This window comes from Streptomyces sp. P17, from assembly GCF_032436805.1.
Classification (GTDB): Bacteria; Actinomycetota; Actinomycetes; order Streptomycetales; family Streptomycetaceae; genus Streptomyces.
Genome location: NZ_JAVRBF010000047.1, coordinates 1 through 19,502 on the forward strand (window position 1 = coordinate 1; position 19,502 = coordinate 19,502).

General features: G+C 72.5%; 17 protein-coding genes and 1 pseudogene. 3 read left to right on the forward strand and 15 right to left on the reverse strand.

The features are described 5' to 3' along the window. Positions 1–584, forward strand: a pseudogene (locus tag RMT89_RS27510) (PP2C family protein-serine/threonine phosphatase); the annotation flags it as partial. Positions 585–587: 3 nt separating this feature from the next. Here RMT89_RS27510 and RMT89_RS27515 read toward each other — a convergent pair. The 11 genes from RMT89_RS27515 to RMT89_RS27565 all read right to left on the reverse strand — a co-directional run bounded on the left by RMT89_RS27515 (position 588) and on the right by RMT89_RS27565 (position 13,510). Then, on the reverse strand, positions 588–1,403 hold the full coding sequence (locus RMT89_RS27515; RefSeq protein ID WP_315886474.1) for an MEDS domain-containing protein: 816 nt from the start codon (positions 1,401–1,403) through the stop codon (positions 588–590). 85 nt (positions 1,404–1,488) lie between these two features. After that, complete coding sequence (locus tag RMT89_RS27520; RefSeq protein WP_315886475.1) at positions 1,489–2,094, reverse strand: hypothetical protein; 606 nt, start codon at positions 2,092–2,094, stop codon at positions 1,489–1,491. Further along, entirely contained in the window at positions 1,994–2,887 is an 894-nt protein-coding gene (locus RMT89_RS27525; protein ID WP_315886476.1) for an FkbM family methyltransferase, read from the reverse strand. Before RMT89_RS27525 ends, RMT89_RS27520 begins: the two co-directional genes overlap by 101 nt. Then, positions 2,884–3,111 (reverse strand): Trm112 family protein, encoded by a 228-nt coding sequence (locus RMT89_RS27530; RefSeq protein ID WP_315886477.1) that lies wholly within the window; start codon positions 3,109–3,111, stop codon positions 2,884–2,886. The genes RMT89_RS27525 and RMT89_RS27530 overlap by 4 nt, the downstream gene beginning before the upstream one ends. After that, positions 3,108–4,019, reverse strand: coding sequence for a hypothetical protein (locus RMT89_RS27535; RefSeq protein WP_315886533.1), 912 nt, complete (start codon positions 4,017–4,019; stop codon positions 3,108–3,110). Before RMT89_RS27535 ends, RMT89_RS27530 begins: the two co-directional genes overlap by 4 nt. Before the next feature lie 27 nt (positions 4,020–4,046). Beyond that, positions 4,047–4,790, reverse strand: a complete 744-nt coding sequence (locus RMT89_RS27540) for a class I SAM-dependent methyltransferase (RefSeq protein ID WP_315886478.1) — start codon at positions 4,788–4,790, stop codon at positions 4,047–4,049. Next, complete coding sequence (locus tag RMT89_RS27545; RefSeq protein ID WP_315886479.1) at positions 4,787–6,151, reverse strand: condensation protein; 1,365 nt, start codon at positions 6,149–6,151, stop codon at positions 4,787–4,789. Before RMT89_RS27545 ends, RMT89_RS27540 begins: the two co-directional genes overlap by 4 nt. After that, a complete protein-coding gene (locus RMT89_RS27550; protein WP_315886480.1) occupies positions 6,148–10,428 on the reverse strand; it encodes an alpha-(1->3)-arabinofuranosyltransferase family protein in 4,281 nt (1,426 codons plus the stop codon). Before RMT89_RS27550 ends, RMT89_RS27545 begins: the two co-directional genes overlap by 4 nt. Next, positions 10,425–11,102: a class I SAM-dependent methyltransferase gene (locus tag RMT89_RS27555; RefSeq protein WP_315886481.1), complete on the reverse strand. Its 678-nt coding sequence runs from the start codon at positions 11,100–11,102 to the stop codon at positions 10,425–10,427. Before RMT89_RS27555 ends, RMT89_RS27550 begins: the two co-directional genes overlap by 4 nt. Before the next feature lie 53 nt (positions 11,103–11,155). Then, positions 11,156–12,307, reverse strand: coding sequence for a glycosyltransferase family 4 protein (locus tag RMT89_RS27560; RefSeq protein ID WP_315886482.1), 1,152 nt, complete (start codon positions 12,305–12,307; stop codon positions 11,156–11,158). A 225-nt stretch (positions 12,308–12,532) separates the two neighbouring features. Then, positions 12,533–13,510, reverse strand: coding sequence for a DUF3068 domain-containing protein (locus RMT89_RS27565; protein WP_315886483.1), 978 nt, complete (start codon positions 13,508–13,510; stop codon positions 12,533–12,535). Between the two features lie 247 nt (positions 13,511–13,757). On the opposite strand from RMT89_RS27565, the gene RMT89_RS27570 reads away from it, so the two are divergent. Continuing rightward, positions 13,758–13,910, forward strand: coding sequence for a hypothetical protein (locus RMT89_RS27570; RefSeq protein ID WP_015660618.1), 153 nt, complete (start codon positions 13,758–13,760; stop codon positions 13,908–13,910). A 3-nt stretch (positions 13,911–13,913) separates the two neighbouring features. Then, a complete protein-coding gene (locus RMT89_RS27575) occupies positions 13,914–15,161 on the forward strand; it encodes a helix-turn-helix domain-containing protein (RefSeq protein ID WP_315886484.1) in 1,248 nt (415 codons plus the stop codon). Positions 15,162–15,226: 65 nt separating this feature from the next. Here the strand turns inward: RMT89_RS27575 and RMT89_RS27580 are convergent, their stop codons facing one another. The 4 genes from RMT89_RS27580 to RMT89_RS27595 form a co-directional block, all read right to left on the reverse strand. Further along, entirely contained in the window at positions 15,227–16,336 is a 1,110-nt protein-coding gene (locus RMT89_RS27580; RefSeq protein ID WP_315886485.1) for an MBL fold metallo-hydrolase, read from the reverse strand. 162 nt (positions 16,337–16,498) lie between these two features. Then, positions 16,499–17,788 carry a helix-turn-helix domain-containing protein gene (locus RMT89_RS27585; RefSeq protein ID WP_315886486.1) on the reverse strand — a complete coding sequence of 430 codons (1,290 nt, stop codon included), beginning with the start codon at positions 17,786–17,788 and terminating at the stop codon, positions 16,499–16,501. A gap of 31 nt (positions 17,789–17,819) precedes the next feature. Next, complete coding sequence (locus tag RMT89_RS27590; RefSeq protein WP_315886487.1) at positions 17,820–18,719, reverse strand: ABC transporter permease; 900 nt, start codon at positions 18,717–18,719, stop codon at positions 17,820–17,822. Continuing rightward, positions 18,706–19,494, reverse strand: coding sequence for an ABC transporter ATP-binding protein (locus RMT89_RS27595; RefSeq protein ID WP_315886488.1), 789 nt, complete (start codon positions 19,492–19,494; stop codon positions 18,706–18,708). The genes RMT89_RS27590 and RMT89_RS27595 overlap by 14 nt, the downstream gene beginning before the upstream one ends. Positions 19,495–19,502: the final 8 nt, after the last annotated feature.

The window sequence follows — 19,502 nt, forward strand, 5'->3', positions numbered from 1 at the left end:
CCAGGAGGCCGCGCACGGCATGAGGGAGGACGCCGGTACGACCCTGACGGCCCTGCTGTGGACGGGCTCCGGTCTTGCCCTCGTCAACCTCCTGGAGGAGGCGCTCCAGGAGGCCGCGCACGGCATGAGGGAGGACGCCGGTACGACCCTGACGGCCCTGCTGTGGACGGGCTCCGGTCTTGTCCTCGTCCACATCGGCGACTCGCGGGCGTATCTGCTGCGTCACGGGGGCCTGTTCCGGATCACCCACGATCACACGGTGGTGCAGTCCCTGATCGACGAGGGCCGTCTGACCCCGGAGGAGGCCGTGACCCACCCGCAGCGCGCCCTGCTCCTGAAGTCCCTCTCCCCGGCGGCGGAGCGCCCGGATCTCCGCCTCCAGGACGCCGCACCTGGGGACCGGCTACCTGCTCTGCTCCGACGGCCTCTCCACGGTGGTCCCCGACGCCCGTATCCGCGACATCCTCACCACGGCCCCCGACCCGGACACCGGGGCCCGGTCCCTGATCGCCGCGGCGAACGAGGCGGGCGGCCCGGACAACGTCAGCTGTGTGGTGGCGGATGCGGTGGAGACGGGGGTCTGACGCTCACCTCACCGCCTCCTCCACCACGTCCAGCACCATCTGCGGCACCCCCTCCGCACCGAGCTGCCGCAGGACCAGCGCCAGCAGTTCCCCGCAGCGGACGGTGACCTCGCTGCCGGGTGGGAGGGAGCCGGCGAGGGCGATCAGCTGCCAGGCGCAGGAGGCTTCCATGAAGCACAGGTCGCGCAGGTCGAGGACGGTACGGGTGTCCTTGCGGGACACGGCCGCACGCAGGATCTCGACGAAGTCCGTGCGGGTGGCCGGGCCGTCCGTGACCCGGAGGGGATGCACCCGGGCCATGTCGTCCAGCAGGGTTCGGCCGAAGCGCTGTCGGTCGTACCAGCAGATCGCGGTGAACAGCGGGTCCGCGAAGAGCGGGGCAACCGAGGCCTCGTAGTCCAGCAGGATGTCGTCGTCGAGGCCCGTCTTCGGTGCCCAGCTCATGTCGGCCGCCACCCGCAGCCCGGCCCAGCCCTCCTGGTGGGCGCGTTCGACCTCGGCCCGGTAGGCCTCGATCGTGCGCTCCTTCTGGAAGCGGCCGTCGGGGAGGTACATCTGCGGGGTGCGCTTCAGTGAGAGCTGGCCGTTCGCGCGTGCTTGCGTGGCCTCGATCCCGCCCTGGTCCAGGAGGGCGACCACCTCGTCGTCCTGGAGGTCGTCCGGGTCCATGACCAGCAGGACCTTCTCCTGGCGGGCGAGGCTGGTACGGGTGTAGGCGGTGAACACCGCCCACGACGACTCGCCGTCACCCACCTCCAGACAGGCGTGGTCGCCCAGTTGCAGCCGCTCGACGGGGACGGTCCGCTCGGGAAGCTCCATACGGCGACATTAGGCACAGCCCGGGCGTGGCCTCCCGGATGATCGGCGATGTTCGGGTCGGGGGTGCCTTTCGGATGAGGTGAAGTCAGGGCTGATCAGTTGCGTTCGTATCCATACGGTGATCGACCGCCACCCGTTGCAGCAGCCCCCACGAGAACTCCGCCACGCACGCGTGCCGTGCACCGTCCGCGTCCGGGGCCGTGAACGCCAGGCCCCAGCGCGTGGGCGCCGAGCCCTCCAGCGGGCGGGCGGGAGCGAAGGCGCGGGCCGCCTCGTCGACCGTGCAGGACCAGGGGGTCAGATCGTCCAGGGTGCGCAGGAGCGGGGGCTCGGCGCCGGGGGCCCGGACCAGCCATGCGTTCCATACGGCGCCGTTCGGGGCCAGCAGCACCTCGAAGCGCAGGGTGGGCCAGAGCGGGAGCGGCCACAGCAAGGCCTCGCACTCCAGGTCGCCCACCTTCCGTGTGATCACCGACTCGGGTGTGCCGAGGACCGAGCGGTAGCGTGAGGCCGCGCGGGAGCGGGGCGAGCGGACCATGGCCTGCCACTTCTTGTTCGCCTCCCGCATGTCGGTGATCGAGACGCCCAGTTCACGACGGGCGTCCTCCACCAGGTCCGGGTTGTGGTCGGCCATACGGCGCAGCAGGACGAGCTGGAAGTGGAGCGGGCCGAAGGGGTTGGTGGACGGCATGCGATCCATGGTCGCGCACCGGTCCGCCGGGGCGGCGGCCGTCCGGCAGGAACAGGACCGAGTTGACGTACCGCGGGCCGCCGCCGGGCAGGACGCGGCGCAGCAGGCCCCGGGAGACGACGTGCTGGGCCTCGGCCTGGTGGGCCTTGAGCGGGAAGCCGGCCAGCGGGACCCAGCTGTCGCCGGGCAGCACCCAGCCGGTGTAGCGCAGCAGGGAGAGGTAGGTGACCACCGGGGCGATCGGCTGGATGCGGCACTCCAGTTCGACGAACAGGGCCGGGCGGTCGCGGGCCAGGATGCCGGTCGCGCCGCGCAGGACCGCCAGTTCGCTGCCGTCCACGTCGATCTTGATGAAGCCGACGTCCCGCAGCCCGAGTTCGTCGAGGGTGACACAGCCGACGTCCAGGGCGCGGCCGTGGATGTCCCGGCGGACCAGCGAGGACACACCCCGGTCGCCCCCGTCGCCGGACGGCAGCCAGAGGCGGGCGGTGCCGGGGCGGTCGGAGGCGGCGGCCTGGATCACCCGGACGTTCGGCGGGGCGCCGGAGGCGAGGAGCTTGGCCAGGCGGGGGACCGGTTCGACGGTCACCACCTGGCGGGCGCGCCGTGAAAGACGCCGCGTCCACGGGCCGTACCAGCCGCCGACGTCCACCGCCGTGCCGCAGGACGGCGGGCAGAGCTCGGCGAGCCGGGCCAGCTCGGGTTCGAAGCGGGGGTAGACGGCCCGGGCGGTCGCGGCGACGAGCCGGACCGGAAGGAACGGGGCCAGGCGGGCCGCGAGGGTCGTGGTCATGTCACCATCCGTTTGAGGAGCGCCTCGTGCTCGTCGTCGCCGACCTGCTCCCCGGAGGACGGCAGCAGTTGCGGGATGCCGTCGATGACCGGGTAGCGGCGGCGCAGTCTCGGGTTGTAGAGCGCCTCGCCCGGATCGGCGGGACCGTCCGGCGGGAGCAGATGCAGCGGGCCCTTGTCGAGCGGGCAGGCCAGGATCCGCAGCAGTGGGTCGTCGGGGTTCATGGCGGGGTCAACTCCTTGGTGCCGATGGGGGGTTGGGTGCGCGCCGGCTGGTCGTGCCGGGGCATGGACAGCAGTACGGCGATGGCGAGCGCGATGCCCGCGATGCGCAGCGTGAGCCGCAGCGGGTCCTCCGGCAGCGCCTCGCCGAACGAGAGCGTGCCGAGCACCGCCGTATAGAGGCAGGTCACGGTCGTGCACACCGGCACGATCAGCGAGGCCCGGCAGCGCTGCAGCGCCGCCTGCGACATCACCAGGCCGAACGCGCCGGTGAACAGCAGCAGATACGGATAGGGCGAGCGCAGCAGACCGAGCAGCGCGCCGCCGAGCCCGTCGGCCGTCAGATGGCTCGACACCCCCTTGATGGCCAGCGAGCTCACCCCGTACAGCAGGCCCACCGCCACGCCGTACTCCACTCCGGTGGTCGGCAGCCGGTGCCGGTGCCGGGTGCGCCGCTCGGCGGAGTTGTACAGCCACACGCCACCGGCCAGCGACGGCACGCACACCAGCAGGATCAGCGGATACGGCGCCTCCTGGCTGACCGTCTCGGAACCCTCGCGCAGCGACAGCACGACCATCAGCAGGGCGGCGAGGATCGCGGCGAGCGCGTACCGTTCCCGGCCGCTGGTCTCCTCGCCCAGCAGGCGGGCGGAGAGCAGCACGAGCAGGACCAGGCCTGAGACGAACAGGCCCTGGGCGGCGGCGATCGGCAGCGTGCGGTAGACGGCCAGCTGGGCGGCGAATCCGGCGGCGAGGGCGAGGGAGCCGCCGATCCAGAGCGGGCTGCCGAGCACCAGCCGCAGCAGCCGCGCGGGTTGCCGGATCGTCACCTCGGGCAGGGCGGCCAGGGCCCGCTTCTCCAGGACGAATCCGGTGCTGTACAGGACGTTCGCCAACAGGGCCGCGGCCACTCCCCACCACATGGTCTGCGTCCCTTCCTAGGTCTTGCGCGCGGGTGTCTTCTGGGCGTGCAGCAGGAGGATCGAGGCGAGCGGGGGTCTGGAGCAGGCCAGCCGGTCGAGCGGGCGCAGCGGACGCGGTACGCCGTGGAAGGGGGCGCCCGCCAGGCGTACGACCTCGAAGCCGGAGGCGGCGACGAACTCCCGTAGTGCGCGGACCGTGTAGAGGCGCAGATGGCCGACGACCTCCTTGCCCGGGCGGCCGTGGATGGCGCGGAGGCTCACTTCCGAGAACACCGGCTGGACCCCAGCGAGCAGCAGGGCGCGGTTGTACCAGGCGGCCAGGTTCGGGGTGGACAGCATCAGATGGCCGCCCGGACGGAGAACACGGCGGATCTCGTCCAGGGCGGCGTCCGGGTCCACCAGGTGCTCGATCACCTCGCTGAACAGCACGGCGTCGGCGGACTCCGACCTGAACGGCAGGCCGCCGTCGGTGAGTTCGCCCCGGACGGGGGTGCACGCGAGGCGGGTGCGGGCCCGGCGCAGGGCGTCCTGGGACCAGTCGACGCCGATGATGCGGTGGCCGGGCAGGAGGGGGGCGGCCACGGCGGCAGCGGTGCCGTCGCCGCAGCCGATGTCCAGGATCGTGCTCGGGGCGGCGGTGCCGAGGGCCGCCGCCAGCATGCGGGCCTGGCGGAGGCTGCGCGGGGTGCCGGAGGAGACGGGGACGGCGGGGTCCTCGTAGAAGTCCCGTAGGTCCTTGGGGGGTGCGGTGGTGGTCACTGGGGGACCTCCGTGGTGTGCAGGTAGTGCTCGAACAGGTCCCGCAGGTGGGCGCCGTCGCCGTGACTGAGCAGGGCGCGGGACCAGCGCAGGGCCAGGTGCAGGCGGCCCGCGGTGGAGGCGGTGGTGACGGTGAGGCCGCGGGGCATTCTGGCGGGGGCCGAGAACCAGACCGCGTGCGCGCGCCCGGCGTCCTCGCCGAAGTCGAGGGGGTACGGGATACGGCCGATGTTGCTGAGCAGGGTCGTCGACGTCCAGGGGGCGGCGGCTCTGCGCAGGCCTCGGGTGAGAGCGGCTCGCCAGGCCACGGGGGTGACCGGGGCGGTGAGCAGGGCGGCGCCTCGGCCGAGTTGGGGGCGGGGGAGGGATTTCAGGGCGCGGGTTCTGGTGGCGGTGCGGCTCAGCAGCTCCGTCATGTCGGTCGTCTTCAACTCGCCGGGGCTGAAGGGGACTTCGACGAGCCTGGTGCCGTTGCCGATGGGCATCGTGGTGTCCCGGGGGCGGTCGTCCACGGGCATGGTGATGCGCAGGGGGCGGGGCGGGGCGCCGTGTTCGCGGTTCCAGTGGGCGAGGGTCAGGGCTGTGGTGACCATGAGCTGGTCGTTGACCGTGTACGGGGCGCCCTGGGGGCGGTTCGGGAGGGGGAGCTCGGTGACGAGCATGCCGTTGCCGGGGGAGGGCTCGGGGGTGCCGGGGGCCACTCGGGCGGGGCGGGACCAGTTGGAGGGGGTGCCGGTGGGCGGACGGGGGGTTTCGGGGGGCCGGACCGGGGGTGCGGCGGGGGAGTTGTCGCGGCCGCCGTACAGCTCCGCTGCGGTGGCGAGGACGCGGAGACAGGCGGGGCCGTCCAGGGCCGTGTGGTTGATGGTGAGGAAGAGGACGGTGTTGTCACCGAGAGGCGCGCCGCCGGCGGAGGCGGGCGAACCCACCTCACCCACGGCGTCCGTCGCCTCGCTCCCCTCCGCCGGCCCCGCCCCCTCCACCACCTCCAGCCGAATCGGCGGCGAGGCCGCCAGCGGCGGTACCGCCGTCAGCGCCCGGGTCCGGGCGTCCCGGAGTGCGTCCGGCCCCGGGGAGGGGAAGCTCACGACCTCCACGTCGGGTTCCCCGGTCAGCTCCCATTCGTAGCGCCGCCGGTACCACCGCCCCGGCGCCTCCCGCATCAGGATCCGCGGATGGCGCCGCAGCGCCTCGACGAAGGCCGTGCGAAGGCGGTCCGAATCCAGGCGCCCCGGCAGATGCACCTCGATGTGCACCGTCTCCGGCTCCTCCTCCTGGAGACAGTGCCGGGCGACCTCGTCCACCACCGGGAACGGGATGCGCTCGGGTGTCCGACCGGCCCGATGGTCCACGGCCGTCACGTCGGCTCGCCCCTCCCCGTGGTGTCGGCGGGCTCCTGCGGCTTGCGGAGCGGGATGCGCCGGGTCGGCGGATCCTCCTCCGGGCCGGTGGCGTGCGGCGGCGACTGGGAGGGCGGCAGTACGGCGGTCGAACCGGGCTCGCTCGGCACCGCCGTCGTACCACGGACCTCCTCCGCCTCCTCCTCCCGCTCGCCCACGCTCACCAGCGCCGCGAACAGCCCGATCAGCGCCAGCAGTTGAGCCGTAGGGCCAAAGGCCCCCGTCGACTCCCGCACCGGCTCCCCGGCCCCCACCGCCGCCACGACCCCGGCCGCCGCCAGCGCCAGCAGCGCGATCGGCACCAGGAGTTCATGCCGTCGCCGGGCCAGCAGCGCCAGCGCCGGTACCAGCAGCGCGAACCAGCCCGCGATCACGGCCGCGACCAGCGTCAGCGCCACCGTGCCGAGCCACAGGCCGGGCAGCGGCGGCAGCGGCTGCGGGTCGTCCGGGTTCGGCTCGCGGCGCCGCCACAGGGCAAGGCCCACCAGGGCCGCGAGGCCCACCCCGCTGCCGATCAGCCCGGCCTCGTAGGTCACCGCCGGTTCGTACGACAGCTCCACCGTGCCGCCCTCCCCGGCCGGGATCCGCCAGCCCTGCTGCCAGCCGTCCAGGCGGACCGGGGTCAGCTCCTTGCCGTTCAGCTCGGCGCGCCAGCCGTCGTTGAAGTTCTCGTACGTCGTCAGGTAGGCAGCCGCGCCCGAGCCGACGGTCACCTCGCGGAGGTCGCCCAGCCAGTCCCGTACGCCCAACTTTCGCCCGGCCGCGGGGGATTCGGGGATCGTGCCGCGGGTCAGGGTCACCGCCGTCACGACGAGCGGACCGGCGTCTCCGGCCTCGACCCGGTGCGATCCGGACGGCAGTTCAAGACCTGCCTCCGGGCACGGGGTCACCTTCACCGGGCGGCGTTCCATCAGGTCCCGCACGGTCCCCCGCACGCTCGTCTCGTACAGCTCGCCGTCCACCGCCAGCACCGGGCCCTCCCCGCAGGGCAGGGAGAAGGTCCGGCCGGCCTCCGGCTTCGGGGTGCGGTAGCTGTCGAGGGCCGGGATGTAGGCCTCCGTAAGGCCCACCGGCAGCTGTACGTCCTCGTCGGCGAACGGGTTGTACAGGGTCAGCGGGGCCGTCTCCGTGATGGTGATGTCCAGCCGGTCCGTGGTGATCGGCGGGAAGCGGACGTTGCCGTTCTCGTCGACGCCCGCGATGACCGCGCCGTCCGGGGAGCTGATCTGGACCTCGGAGGGGCGGCTGGACAGGCCGCCGGCCGGGGGCAGGACGATCTCGCCCACGGGCTGCTTGCCCTCCCAGCTCAGACGGATGGTGGGGCGGTCGCCCGCGATCCAGGCCGTGGTCAGGTCGCCGTCCGTCAGATTGCGGGCGGACAGGCCCGCGCCCAGCCGCGCCGTCGAGTCCGCCGTCGCCACGATCCGGTCCCGCTGCTCCGGCGCCACCTCGTAGAGCAGCCGGTCCAGCGCCTCACCCGGCACCGGAACCGCGCTCGCGCCGATCTCGTACGTCCCCGCCGTCCCGGTGGAGAAGCGACGGTGCAGCCCCGCCTCGGTGCCCGTGGCGGACAGGCCCGTGGGGTCGGCCGGGCGGGACAGGGAGATGATCTCGGCGGTGGCGGAGGAGTTCTCGGCGTCCGTGGGCAGCCGCAGCAGGCGGGTCACCTGGACGTCGGGCAGGGTGATCTCGGAGAAGCCCGCGCCGGTCAGGCCCGTGCGGCGCGCCACCGAGTCGACGATCGTCAGCTTCATCCAGTCCGTCGCCCCGGCCGGTGCCTTGATGCTCTGGGTCAGACCGTTGGGCTCCAGATAGCTGGTCCTGGCCCCCTTCTCGGTCTCCACCCGCACCCGCGTCGGCGCCGGCCGCACACCCTCCTGAGGCAGCGGCGTCACCTTGAACGCGGCCGGCATGTCGTACTCCTCCGAGAACCCGATCCGCAGCCACTCGCCCTCGGCCGAGCTCTGCGAGCCTTCGGTCCAGGCGGTGTCCTGGTTGCCGTCGAAGGCGTTCACCGGGTCGTACTGCGGCAGATGGAACAGCCAGCTGCCGTAGGAGGACGCCGACACCGAGCGGGCGCCGCGCAGTTCGGCGACCGTCTGATGGTCCAGGCCCTTCGAGGGCAGGATCTGATGCGGTTTCTCACCGGGATCCTGGGCGGCGCCGGGCGCGTTGCGTTCGTCGCGGGTGTACGTGTACGACGTGTTGGCGTTGACGAGACCGAACCGGGTGTCCGCGCGGCGCAGCCCGTCACCGACCACCTGCACCGGCGGGGAGCCGAGCCCCGGGTGGTTGTCCCCGGTCAGCACGCTCGCCCGGCCGCGCAGCTCACCGGCGACCGGCAGCAGCGACTCGGGCCCGCCGGAAACGACGGCGGTGTCCGCGACCGGACTCAGCCCCGCCTGCCTCGGCCGCGGCACGTCCTGGGGCGGCTGGTAGATCTCCACGGCCCGCTGCCTCGGATACAGGCCCTCCACCTGGAGCGGGGTGCCCGGGGCGATCACCCCGCCGGTCATGAGGGGCCCGTAGCCCTTCACCCGCTGGTAGCCGGACTGTTCGAGGGTGCGCTTGACGATCGTCGTCGGTACGTTGCCGATCTGGTCGGGGTCGAGATCGTTGCGGACGACGACGTAGTAGATCCCTGCGCGGCTCAAGTAGTCGCCCAGGCCCGGTACTTCGGCTCCGCTGGTCAGCGCCTGCTGTACGGCGTCCATGGCGCGCCGGTTGCCGGGGGTGCCGAACGGGACGTAGTCGCGTTGCGCCCAGCGGGAGTCGGCGACGACGTCGAGCGGCTGGTCGATGGGGGAGCCCCAGGTGTAGATGCCGTGCGCGGTGGCCGGGACGACCAGGACCCGCGCGTCCGGGGAGAACTCCTCCATCCAGTCCGCCGTGGCGGACCAGTAGTCGGGTATCTCCTTGAACGAACCCGGGTTCAGGATCGAGCCGTTGAGGTACGGCCACATCAGCCCCGGAAGCACGAGGACGGCCGCGATCAGCGGGGCGAACCGCCGGCCCGGCACCGGACGGGCACCGCGCGCCTCGGCTGCCACACCGACCAGATGCGCCAGGCCCAGGACGAGGGCGAGGGCGAGGCCGGTCTGGAACTTGTAGATGTTGCGGAAGGGGACGAGGCCGCCGTCCAGCCAGTCCTGCACCACCCCGTGGAAGGGGGCGCCGAACGCGCCGCCGTACCCGGCGAGCAGGACCAGCGCCACCGTCAGCACGGTCAGCACCAGCCAGCGCCGCTCGGGCATGTCCCGTCTCGCCAGGCCCGCGAGCCCGAGCCCGGCCGCCAGCGCCGAGCAGACGATCACCACCACCGAGGAGGCCACCGCCCAGCCGGCCGGCAGCCAGGCGTCCCCGAAGTGCAGATAGGCCACCCAGTTCCCGGACCCGCGCAGCGCCTCCGTCGCCGCCATGGTCTCGGTCGTGGTCTGTGAACTCTCCACGTACGGAAGGAAGTTCTCGCCGTAGGCGCCGAGCAGCAGCAGCGGGATCCACCACCAGGCGGTCGCCAGGATCACCCCCGGCACCCACCAGGCGATCAGCTTGCGCTGCCGTGGACCCGGCGGGCGGGACAGCAGATACAGCCCGACCGGGACCAGTGAGGCCAGCGTCGAGGCCGCGTTGACGCCGCCCATGAACGGGATGATCAGCGCCGAGCGCACCGCGGCGACCCGGGCGCTGTAGCGCTCGTCGACCAGCGGCAGCAGTACCCACGGCAGGAACGCGCCGGGCAGCGCGGCCGCCGACGTGGAGCCGACGACGATGGTGAACACCGGCCACAGCGCGTACGTCACGGCGGCGAGCAGCCGGGAGGCGCCGTTGCCCACCCGCAGCCGCTCGGCCAGACGCAGGGCGCCCCAGAAGGCCACGGACACGATGAGCGACAGCCACAGCCGTTCCGCCAGCCACACCGGCAGCCGGATGAGATCGGCCAGCCAGTAGAACGGCAGCATCGGCCACAGATAGCCGGCGTACTGGTCGGAGATGCCGCCGAAGCTTCCCTGGTCCTGCCAGAGCTGGCCCAGGTCGGACAGGAACCGGCCGGGGTCGACGGTCACCCCGAGCTTGGTGTCGAAGGTCTGCCTGCCCGGGTGCACCACGAGCAGGAGCACGAACACGACGGCCCAGAATCCCAGCAGCCAGCGCCGCGACCGCGGACCCTCCGGGGGGCCCGTCATGATCGCGGTGGTGGGGACGGCTGCCGGAGGAGGAGCCTGGACCGTGGTCGTCATGAGGGACACCGCCGGAGGATGAGGAGGAGGTTCCAGGTGGCGAACTCGCGGATGCCGGGCGCCTTGACGACGGTCTCCGCGAGGAAGGGCCAGTAGCGGGAGCGCGCCGAGACGACCGTGACGTCGTCGCGGGCGCGGACCCGCCGCAGGGTGGGCCCGATGTGCACGGCGAACAGGTTCTCGCCGAGGGTGTGCTTGGCGGGCCTGCCGGTACGGCGCCGATAGCGGGCGCGGGCCCGCTCGGCACCCAGGTAGTGCCAGGGGGCCCACTCGTGCCCGCCCCACGGCGACAGCCAGTTGGTGAACGACACGTAGATCAGCCCGCCGGGCCGGGTCACCCGGACCAGCTCGCTGAGGAAGGTCCCCGGGTCGGCCACATGCTCCAGCACATTGGAGGAGAAGGTGACATCGGCGACCCCGTCGTACAGGGGGAGCAGATAGCCGTCGGCGATGACGCTGCCGTCGGGGGGTTTCTCGCCGAGCTCGGTCGGATCCGGCTCGAAGAGATACGCCTGGGCGCCGCGCCGCCGGAACTCCTCGGTGAAGTACCCGCTGCCTCCGCCGACATCGACGACGGTGCGCCCGGTGACGGGTCCGTCGTAGGCCTCGACCTGGTCGACGGCGTCACGGGCGAGCAGTGCATAGCAGGCCTCGGGGTCCTGCTGCTCGCGCATGAAGGCACGGAACAGGCCCAGAGAGCGGCGGAATGAGGGGTCCTTCACCGGAGTCACGACGCCCAGCCCCGCACGGCCTCCGCCGCGACCGCCCGGAACTGCCTCACCGTACGGTCCCACCGGTACCCGGCCGCATGGTCCCGCGCGGCCTTGCCCATCAGCTCCCGCCGATGCCCGGACAGCGCCAGCGTGCACCACGCGGCGGCGAACGAGGACTCACCGGAGGCGAGCAGGCCGGTCTCCCCGTCGATCACGGAGTCCCGAAGTCCGGGCACGTCAAAGGCGATGGCCGGGGTCTCGCGCGCGGCCGCCTCGGTCACCACGAGACCCCATCCCTCCACCGCGGAGGGATGCAGCAGCAGCCAGGCCGCGCACAGCAGCCGGTGCTTCTCGGCCTCGGTCACATGGCCGGTGAACTCGACGCCGGGACCGGCGAGTTGCTCAAGGCGCCCGCGTTCCGGGCCGTCTCCCACGATGAGAAGCCGGCCGCCGGTGACCGGACGCACCCGCTCCCACAGCCGCAGGAGCAGATCGATCCGCTTGTACTCGACGAGCCGCCCGACGGCGACGAACAGCGGCTCGGAGGAGCGGTCCGCGCGCGGACCGGGCTCCTCCACACCGTTGTGGACGACCCGTATCCGCTCCCGCTCGACCCCGATCGCCCGCAGCGCATGCGCCGTGGACGGGGACACCGCGACCAGCAGACCCCGCTGCTGCGCACCGGTCAGCGCCCAGTGCTCCAGTCTTCGCCCGATACGGGCGGCCGGGGCCAGAGGTCCCCCGAACCGCATCCGCCACAGGTCGGTGTGGACATGGTTGACCAGGCACAGCGTGGGGCCGCGGTGCCACAGAGGGGCCAGATACGGCACCCCGTTGCAGACCTCGACCAGCAGATCGGTCTCGCCGACCTGGCGGGCGAAGGCGGAGCGGGCGCGCAGGTAGTGGCTGTGCGTGCCACCCGCGGAGACGACCCGGTAGTCGCGGTAGGCCGCGGGGCCGCCGCAGAGCAGGGTGACCTGGTGGCCGAGGCGGGTCAGTCCGTCGGCGAGCCGGTCGACGAGCAGTTCGGAGCCGCCGGCGGACTGGTTGCCGAGGTCTCGATGGGCGAGGAAAACGATTCGGCGCGGCTGTGGGGGGAGCGCCGGGGGGTGCTGCGGCACCGTGGGGGACGCGGCGCGCAGCGAGGACGGCACGTGCTGGGGCATCGGTGCTCCAACATGTCTCGGGGTGCGGAACTCAGCGTGGGGGAAGAAGATGCCGATTGGTCACGGCTGGGGCGAGATGGGCGTTTCTGTGGGGGAACCGGGAGCTTCCTGCGTACGGGCTGTGGACGGGTTGTGCTCGGGTGGGGTGGACAGTTTTCGCCCAGCCGTTCGTCACGGCTACTCACCGAAGTGACAATTTCGGGCTTTATTAGAGCTGACGTAATGTCACATCGTGAGCGGAGGCTGAGGCAATTCGGATGAACCGGGACGCTGCCTCCCTCGTACCACCAAAACGATCCCGGCCACGGCCAGGACGAACCCCACCACACCCGCACCGATCGGCAACGTCCGCCCCACCAGCTCCAGTCGCCCGCTGTCGTCCTCCGCCTTCGACACCGCCTCCTTCTGCGTCTCGGTGGTGAACGCGATCTTCCGGCTGTCCAGCAGCACCGCCGCGTCCTTCTCGCCGCCGGGGGCGCGCAGGGTGCGGCGCGGGCCGGTCTGCGCATACAGCACACGGCCGGTGGCCTGGTCGACGACCAGCTCCACGCCGTGGTTGGCGTACCACTCCTCGGCCAGCACCTGCGGTGTGTCCGGCAGACCGACGAGCCGGCCCGGCACCAGTCGCGTCCCGGTCTTGGTCGGCGGCACCGTCGCGGTGAACCGGTAACCGGTGTACCCCTGAACCTCCTTGGTACCCCGGTAACTCATCGTGACCGTCCCGCCGAGGGTGTTGTCCCACCACCGGTAGTCCCGCTTCTGCACGTCGAAGGGGAACTTCAGATAGGCCTCGCCCTCGATGTACGGCTTCTCCTCGCAGCAATGCACTGGCCGGGTCGTCTTCCGGTCCATCACCCAGCGGTGCGGTACGTAGTCCAGCGCGTCGTACGGATCCGCGGCGGGCAGCGACTTGTCGGTGTCGACGGTGGTGATCACATCCCACACCGCATTGCCGCTCTTCTCACTCTCCGCGACATTCCCGCGCACCCGCTGGGTGACGGTGATGGTCTGGCCCGCCACGGTCTCGATCTTCTCGGTGTCGAAGACGCTGCCGGTGCCCTTGTAGACGGCGGTGGTGTCGATGTCGATCGGGTTCACGGCGGCCCGTGGCTCGACGTACCAGGCGAGCATGGGTGCCAGTACCAGCAGGAACGTGCCGAGACCGAGCAGGATCAGCGACAAAGGTGAGGCTGTACGGCGCATCCGGGCACTCCAGAGGCTCGGGACGACGCGACGTGGGGGGTGGCCGCGCCGAGGGGGAAGGTGCGCGTGCGGGAGGGGTGCGGCACGGTCCGACGCACGGCACCCGTCTGGGCCGGGAACCGTAGGCGCCCCTTGACGAGGTGTCAATGTCGTGTCGACACTGGGGCCGACAGGCAGGGACGGAAAGCCCGGGTGGGGCGACCGAACAGCGGTTGTACGGAGTGTGTACAGAGAGGCTGACCCTGCGATGTCCAGACTGCTCGCCGCCGCGCTGACCGTAGCGCTCGCCGCCGCCCTGGCGGTGGGAGCCGCGCTCGGCGTGGTCGCCCTGCTGGAGGCCACCCCCGACCAGCCGAACAACCCCCTGATCACCTACGAACAAGCCGGCCAGGGGAGTTGAGCCGTGCCGTCCGCCGCTCGCACCGACGCCGTCTCGACCCGCTCGGCCTGGCACGACGTCCCCCGCCTCCAGGTGCGCCGCTTCGCGGCCATCGCCATGGCGGAGGCCCCGGCGCTGGCCGAAGAGATCATGACCGAGATCCGCCGCGAGTACCCCCATCTGCCGGTCGTCCTCGACGAGTCGGGCGAGCCGATGGCCCTGATCGGCATCCGCCGGGCGATCGAGGTCTTCGTCCAGCACCTGGAGACGGCGGAGGGCCGCCCGAGGGTCCCGCCCGGAGTGTTCCAGGACTTCGGCAGGGGCGAGGGCCTGAACGGCCGCAGCCTGGACTCCCTCCAGGCGATCTACCGCATGGGGGTACGGCTGGCCTGGCGCCGTTTCGCCGACATCGGCCAGCGCGTGGAGATCCCGCCACCGGCGATGTACGAACTGGTCGACGCGGGCTACGAGTACCTCGACGGCCTCGTGGACCAGTCGGTACGCGGCTACGCGGAAGCGGCGGCGCGCCAGGCCGGGGAGCGACTGCGCCTCCAACGCCGCCTGATGGAACTGCTGTTGGCGGAGCACCACCGGGGCGACCCGGCCGAGGCACTCACCGAACGGGCCGCCCGGATCGGCTGGTCCGTCCCCGGAAAGGTCGCGGTGGGCGTCCTGCTCCGGCCGGCGAGGGAGGCGGTGGCACCGGCGGTGGGCCAGGGCGTGCTGCTGGACATGGAATACGAGCAACCGCGCATGGTAGTCCCCGAACCGGACGCCGCGGGCCGCTCGGAGCTGCTGCACCGGGCCCTGACGGGCTGGTCCGGCGCGATAGGTCCCCCGGTCCGGCTGGCGGACGCGGCGAAGTCGCTGCGCTGGGCGGAGGCGGCGGTACGGCTGATGGAACGCGGCCTGTTACCGACGGGCGAGGTCGTGTACTGCACGGAGCACACGGAGGCGCTGGTGCTGCTCCAACCGGAGGAACTGCTGGACGACTTGGCCCTGCGCTGCCTGGCCCCCCTGGCCCACTGCGGCCCGACCCACGGCCGCCGCCTCGCGGAGACGTTACTGGCGTGGCTGGAGACGAGGGGCGGAGCGCCGGAGGTGGCGGCCCGTCTGGGCGTCCACCCCCAGACCGTCCGCTACCGCCTGCGCCAGATCCGCGAGCTGTGGGGCGACGAGATAGACGACCCCGACCGCCGCTTCGAGCTGGAACTGGTGTTGCGGGCACAGCGGTTGCGGGGCCGTCTTGGTCAATTCCGACGCGGTCAGTAGCCGTAGCGGCTCTTCGGATGGCGCCTCCGGGGCACACGGCTGGTTTCAGCACGAGTTGCGCGGCCTCAGGTCCGCCGGGATCCCACGGGCAGCCGGGCGAGGTCGTTGCCCACGATCACGCGGCCCGAGTAGCCCCTGCTCGCCTTGGTGTGCCAGGTCGAGTCGGAGACGACGTTCGTGGCGCCGGGGACCAGGTGGCTCAGCACCAGCGTGCCGACGCCGGCGCGTTCGGCGAGCGGGCCGACCCGAGTCGCGTCCGTGTGGCTGATCTCCATGTGCCGCAGCTGCGCCGGCCTCAGCCCGCCCAGGGCCAGCGTGTCCAGGTCCATCACCTCGTGCACCAGCACGTCCGCGCCCCTGGCCAGCCGCGCCACGTTCGCGCACGGCGCGGTGTCGCCGCTGAACACCACCGAGCCGTCGGCGGTGTCGAAGCGGTAGGCGAAGGAGGGGAACACCGGCGGATGGTCGACGAGCACCGCGGTCACCCGGACCCGGTCGTCCCGCATCACCTCGAACGGTTCCATCGGAGGAGCCATCAGCTTGCGCGGCCCCGCACCCTTCGGCAGCGCGAAGCGCACGTCGTGCGGCCGGATCAGGGTGCGGATGTCGGGCCAGCCCTCGCTGCGCATCCGTACGTTGATGTCGTACGCGGTGGCGGCGATGTGCCCGGCGATCAGGTCTTCCGTGCCGGGCGCGGGTTCCGACGGGCTGACGGTGCCGACCGATCGGCCCTTCGGCCAGACCGCGGGGAGGTTCCCGGCGGAACCCGGCCCGTAGACGTCCACCGGGCCGTCCAGCGGCTGGAACCCGCCGAAGCGCAGCCACAACAGGGCGTACAGGTCCGACAGATGGTCGGAGTGCAGGTGCGTGACGAAGATCGCCGCGAGCTGCCCGGCCGTCAGCCATGCCTGCGCGTACCGGCCGAACATGCCGGGGCCGCAGTCCACGAGGTAGGCCCGGCCGTCGACGACCAGCGCGGACGCGATACCGGCGCGACCGTGCATGGGGACGGGGCCGCCGCTGGTGCCGAGCAGGATCAGCTCGGTGCCACGGCTCGGCCCGGGCGCGGCGTGTGCGGGGTGCGGGGCCAGGGCGGCGGCCGTGGTGAGGGTGGAGGCGGCAGCGGCGGTGCGCAGGACCGTCCGGCGGGTCGGGGCGGCGGGGGATGAGGGCATGGCGGATCCCGGGGCGGTGAGGGGGTGACGGCTGCGGGTACGCGATGGGGGCGCGTGTCACGTGCTGTTGGTCTTCCGTTGCAGTGAACGGCGGCGCCGCCTTCAGGGCTTTGGGCCGGCAGCCCAAACTCCGGCCGCTGTTTGGGATGCGGGGCCCACTGCCTACGCTGCTGCCCCCAGCAGGCGGACGATCTCCAGCGCCATCCGCAGTTCCAGCGCATCCTGCTCCAACGGCCGCCCCAACAGCTCCAGGGCCCGCCGCACCCGATACGTCACCGTGTTGCGCGCCACGAACAACCGCTCGGCCGCCCCCTGTGGACTGCGCCCCTCGGCGAGATACACCCGCAGCGTCTCCCGCAGCTCCCGCACCCGCGGATCATCTGCCCCGAGCGCTCCCAGCACCCGCGCCGCGAACCATCGCGCATGCTCCGCGTCGGCCGTGAGCAGCGCCGCCGTGCTGATGTCGGCGTAGTCGCACAGCCAGCCCGTACGGCCGAGGCGGGCCACGCGCTCGGCTTCCCGGGCGCCACGGTGGCTGCGCCGGAAGCCCTCGGCGCCGTATCCCACGGGCCCCAGCGCCGCCCGCAGCGGTCTGCGCTCGGGGACCAGAGCGGGCAGCCCGGCCAGCGCGTCGCGGGCCGGTTCCGCCGACCAGCAGGCCCACGCCCACAGTTCGGTGGGGCCCGCCGTCACGGCCAGCAGGCTCTCCCCGCCGGCCGCGCGGCACAACTCGGCGGCCAGTTGGCGCAGTTCGTCGGGCGAGGTGTCATGGGAGCGGGAGGTGACGATGAACGCCACGTGGTGCCGGGCCAGTTCGTAGCCGAGTGTGCGCGCGGCGACCGTCCCGCCGATCAGCCGTCCGGCCAGCAGGTCGTCCACCGTGCGGCGGCGGGCGGCCTCGGTGCTGCGCCGCCACCGGTCGCGTTCGGCGACGTACTCCTCGGCGAGCCGGCTGGACTGCAAGTCGGCGTAGACGAAGAGCAACTCGCTGATCCGGTGGACTTCCTGGGCGCGGATGTCCCCGGGCTCCTTGTCGAGCGCCTCCATCAGCCGGGCGTGCAGGTAGGCATGGCCGAGCCGGACGCCGCGCAGCACCCGGTCCAACGGGACGTTGCGGCGGGCCAGTTCGGCGTTTGCGGCCACCGCCTCCGGTGTCACCAGCGAGCCGGTCGGCTCCGGTTCGGTGGCGAGTCCCCGCAGGGCCGTCAGGACGGTGGCCTCCACCGCCCTCTGGAACGGCGGGTGTGCGCCGGGGGTGCCGTGCTCGGGCACCTGGCGCACGATGTGCGCCGCCATGTCGCGGGCCACCTCGACGGCCCAGCCGACCGGTCCCGGACCCAGCGGCCGTTCGGCCACCGCCAGCGTCTCCGGTGGACACGCCGGTTCCGGCGCCACGACGGACGGCGCCAGCCGGAGCAGCCATGAGGATTCCGAACCGGCGTGCTCGCTCATCGGGTCAGTACAGCAGCCGGCGCCCCCCTCGTCACGACCGCGCCCCCGCAAGACCTCGCGACCGCAGCACCCTCCGCTCCAACGGCGCGAACAGCAGCAGGTCCACGGCGATGCCGACCACCAGGATCTCCCCGATGGTGGCGAGAACCAGGGCCATGTCCTGGTAGGTACGGGCGTTCTCCAGCAACTGTCCGAGGCCGAGGCCCAACTCCGGGGAACTCGCGATGAGTTCGGCCGCCATCAGGGACCGCCAGGAGAACGCCCAGCCCTGTTTGAGCCCGGCCAGGTAGCCGGGCAGCGCGGCCGGCAGCAGGACGTGCCGGACCCGGGCGGGCCCGGTGGCGCCCAGCACCCTTCCGGCCCGCAGATACAGGGGCGGCACCTGGTCCACGCCCGCCAGCAGCCCGTTCGCGATGGACGGTACGGCGCCCAGCAGGACGACCGCGTAGATGGTGGCGTCGGTGAGCCCGAACCACACGACCGCCGCCGGTACCCACGCCACCGACGGCAGCGACTGCAGCCCCGACAGCACAGGGCCGATCCCGACCCGCAGCGACCGCACCGCGCCGAGCAGCAGTCCCAGCGCCGTGCCGATGACGACGGCCGCCGCGAACCCGAGGGCGCCGCGCTGCATGCTCGTCCACACCGTGGAGAACAGCGTGCCCTCGTACCACTGGTCCGACAGCGCCCGCCACACGTCGGCGGGTGACGGCAGCAGGTAGTCCGGCTTGACCTCGGCTTCGTAGGCGACCTGCCAGGCGAGCAGGACGAGGACGGCGGCGGCCACGGGTGGCAGCACCCGTTCCCGCAGGATCTGCCGTACGGGTGTCCGGGCGGGGCCGGCGGGTGCGCTGTCCAGCGCGTCGAGACCGGCCTCGACGGACGTGGTCTCGTTCACCTTGCGGGGCGCGACCGTCTCACCGGCGACCATGGCGGCGTATCTCCTCCCGTAGGGCGTCGGTGACCAGGGACGTCAGGGCGGCTTCAGGGGTGCCGGTGGCGGCCCACTCGCGGGCGATCCGGCCCGGCCGGGAGGACAGCAGCACGACCCGCTGCCCGAGCCGCACGGCCTCGCGGACGTTGTGGGTGACGAAGAGGACGGTGAGGTTGTTCTCGGTCCAGATGCGGGTGAGCTCCTCGTGGAGCACGTCCCGGGTGATGGCGTCGAGCGCGGCGAACGGCTCGTCCATCAGCAGCACATCGCTCTCCTGGGCGAGCGCGCGGGCCAGGGCCACGCGCTGGCGCATACCGCCGGACAACTCGTGGACACGCTTGCCGTAGGCGTCCTTCAGCCGGACCAGTTCGAGGAGCCGACGGGCCTCCTCGGGTCGCTCGCGCCGGGCCACTCCGCGCAGCCGCAGGGCGAGTTCGACGTTCCGGCCCGCGGTGAGCCAGGGGAACAGGGCGTGGTCCTGGAACATCAGCGCGGGCCGTCGGCCGCCGGTGACCTCGATGGCGCCCGCGGACGGCCGGTCGAGTCCCGCCACCAGGTTGAGCAGGGTGGACTTGCCGCAGCCCGAGGCGCCGAGGACACAGACGAACTCCCCGCGCCCGACGGTCAGTCCGATGTCGTCCAGGACCGTCTGACGCCGCCCCCCGGTGTCGAACCACTTGGAGACATGGGTGAGCCCAACGGCCGGCTCCTCCACCTCGGCCAGGGCGGTCGGGCGGGCCGACGATACGGCCCGCAGCGCTGTTTCCGACATGAGATCAA